The sequence below is a fragment of the Vibrio sp. Y42_MX_L11 genome (genome assembly GCF_024181785.1).
In the GTDB taxonomy this organism is placed as follows: Bacteria; Pseudomonadota; Gammaproteobacteria; order Enterobacterales; family Vibrionaceae; genus Vibrio; species Vibrio diabolicus.
Genome location: NZ_JAMZAP010000047.1, coordinates 1 through 2,366, shown reverse-complemented (window position 1 = coordinate 2,366; position 2,366 = coordinate 1). Strand labels below are relative to the sequence as shown.

The 2,366-nt window shown below is 47.3% G+C and carries 3 protein-coding genes; all 3 read left to right on the top strand.

Annotation, left to right across the window (positions count from 1 at the left end):
• Positions 1–81: 81 nt before the first annotated feature.
• From NL643_RS22685 to NL643_RS22675, 3 genes are read left to right on the top strand one after another with little or no spacing between them, the layout of a single operon-like run.
• Positions 82–408 carry a hypothetical protein gene (locus NL643_RS22685; RefSeq protein WP_010451948.1) on the top strand — a complete coding sequence of 109 codons (327 nt, stop codon included), beginning with the start codon at positions 82–84 and terminating at the stop codon, positions 406–408.
• Positions 405–758, top strand: coding sequence for an IS66 family insertion sequence element accessory protein TnpB (gene tnpB / locus NL643_RS22680; protein ID WP_010451947.1), 354 nt, complete (start codon positions 405–407; stop codon positions 756–758). Before NL643_RS22685 ends, tnpB begins: the two co-directional genes overlap by 4 nt.
• 59 nt (positions 759–817) lie before the next feature.
• Complete coding sequence (locus tag NL643_RS22675; protein WP_253645245.1) at positions 818–2,335, top strand: IS66 family transposase; 1,518 nt, start codon at positions 818–820, stop codon at positions 2,333–2,335.
• Positions 2,336–2,366: the final 31 nt, after the last annotated feature.

The following is a 2,366-nucleotide window of genomic DNA, read 5'->3' as shown; positions in this document are numbered from 1 at the left end:
GTAAGCGCCCCACAAAGCACACATTCAATTAGCCAGGCACCAGACTTATGATCTTATCTTCACTAATAAGGAGATAAGATCATGGCTCACCGACGACGCAGCGATCAGGAATGGCTGGAAATATTTCAGCAATACGAAGACAGCTCTCTTAACCAAAGAGAGTTCTGCCGACAGAATCAACTCAGCCCTTCAACTTTCTTTTCAAAGCGACGGTCGCTGAAGCTAACCAGAGAAAACCAGCAATGCAGTTTTGTCCGAGCGGAGGTAGTTGAACAGACCACTCGCTATCAGGTAACGAATTCCGCAACAGAAAATATGACGCTTTGCTTTAACGATGTTGAGTTGAGCATCCCGCAAGGCACGCCAACAGATTATCTGGCCGAACTTATCGGTGCATTATCATCATGAGGGGATTAACTAACGCGCCTGCTATCTACCTGTATCGTGAGTTCGTTGACTTCAGAAAATCCATTAACGGTCTGGCCGCACTGGTTGAGTGTGAAACTAACTTGCCTCTGAGTTCAGGAGCATTGTTCCTGTTTACCAACAAACAGCGCGACAAAATAAAGATACTCTACTGGGATAAAACGGGCTTCGCGCTCTGGTATAAACGACTGGAAAAAGCGAAGTTCAAATGGCCTTCCCAGGAGAAAAAACAGGTATTTACCCTCAACCAATTTGAGTTGGACAGGCTGCTCTCAGGCTTCACTATTATCGGCCATAAGCCTGTTGAAATACACGATTTTACAATGAGTTAATCGTTATAAAAGTCAGATGTATCAGGTGTTGCAGCGGCATTTTTAGTATAATGGATGCCATGAAAAAGATGCCTGATATTAACCCTGACAGCCAAGATATTGCCGAGCTTCAAGCGATGGTAAAAGCCCTTATGGCTGAAAAGGCATCGCTGCTTGAACAGTTCAAATTAGCTATCGACCGTCAGTTCGCCAAACGCTCTGAATCACTCAAACCTTATGATGATGCACAGGGTGACCTGTTTAATGAAGCGGAGTGCGAGGTCGATGCAGCCTCTGACGAACAGGAAGTGGTAACGACAACCACGACCAAAAAAGTACGAGGTAAACGCAAGCCGCTTCCTAAAGACTTGCCCCGTGAGCATATCGTTCTGGACCTGGATGATGATGAAAAAGTCTGCTCATGCTGCCAGCACCCTCTGCATAAAATCGGTGAAGATAGTTGTGAAAAGCTGGAGTTCACGCCAGCAGTACTGAAGGTTCTGGAATATGTTCGCCCTAAGTACAGTTGCCGCCAGTGTGAAAAGGAAGCCGATAAGGTTAGCATCAGCCAAAAGCCTGCACCTGCCAGTATTATCCCTAAAAGCTTCGCGACAGAAAGCCTTCTGGCTAACATCATCCTTGGAAAATATCAGTACGCGCTACCGCTTTACCGTCAGGAAGCCCTGTTCGAGCAGTCTGGTGTCGAGCTATCCAGAACAACCATGGCTCGCTGGATGATGCAGGTCAGCGAACGTTTTACTCCGTTGTATAACGCTCTGCACAAACACTTGCTGGAGCAGGTGGTCATCCAGGCAGATGAAACACCACTAACCGTGCTTAAAGAAGATAAGCAATGCTATATGTGGGTTTACTGCTCTGGTGCTGACTCTCCTGAAGCGACATTGGAAGGCGTTAAAAACATCGTGCTGTACGATTATCAAAATCGTCGCTCAAGAGCATGTCCCATCGGCTTCCTTGGTGACTACAATGGCTACCTGCAAACGGATGGATACCGAGTCTATGACGGCCTGGAGAAGGTTGAACACCTTGGCTGTCTTGCTCATGCTCGCCGTAAGTTCATGGATGCGAAGAAGGTACAAGGTAAAGGCAAAACAGGAAAAGCGGATGTCGCTCTGGCAAAAATCCAAAAACTGTATGCGCTTGAAACTCGCCTGAAAGGAAGGTCTGCTCTGGAGCGAATGACTGAACGACAAAAACTGGCGAAACCTATGCTTGATGACCTGCATAAATGGCTGACATCGCAAAAGGTCATCGGTACAGGTGAACTAGGCAAAGCAATCAAATACGCGGTTGGTCAGTGGCCGAAACTGGTTCGGTATGTCGAAGATGGTCACCTGTCTATCGATAACAATCGGGCTGAGCGAGCAATAAAATCCATGGTTATTGGCCGAAAAAACTGGCTCTTCTCTGACACTCCCAGAGGTGCCGACGCCAGCGCAATGCTTTACAGCATCATCGAGACAGCAAAAGCGAATGACCTTATCTTGTACGACTACATGGTTAAGTGCATGAAAGAGTTGGCTAAGCCCGAGCCTGATATCGACTCACTTCTTCCCTGGAACTTCTCCCACACATAAAAAAGCGCCCGTGTGTTCATGGGGCGCTTAC

Coding starts and splice junctions, on each gene's coding strand:
- NL643_RS22685 (WP_010451948.1), top strand. CDS start 82: ATGGCTCACCGACGACGCAGCGATCAGGAATGGCTGGAAATATTTCAG.
- tnpB (WP_010451947.1), top strand. CDS start 405: ATGAGGGGATTAACTAACGCGCCTGCTATCTACCTGTATCGTGAGTTC.
- NL643_RS22675 (WP_253645245.1), top strand. CDS start 818: ATGAAAAAGATGCCTGATATTAACCCTGACAGCCAAGATATTGCCGAG.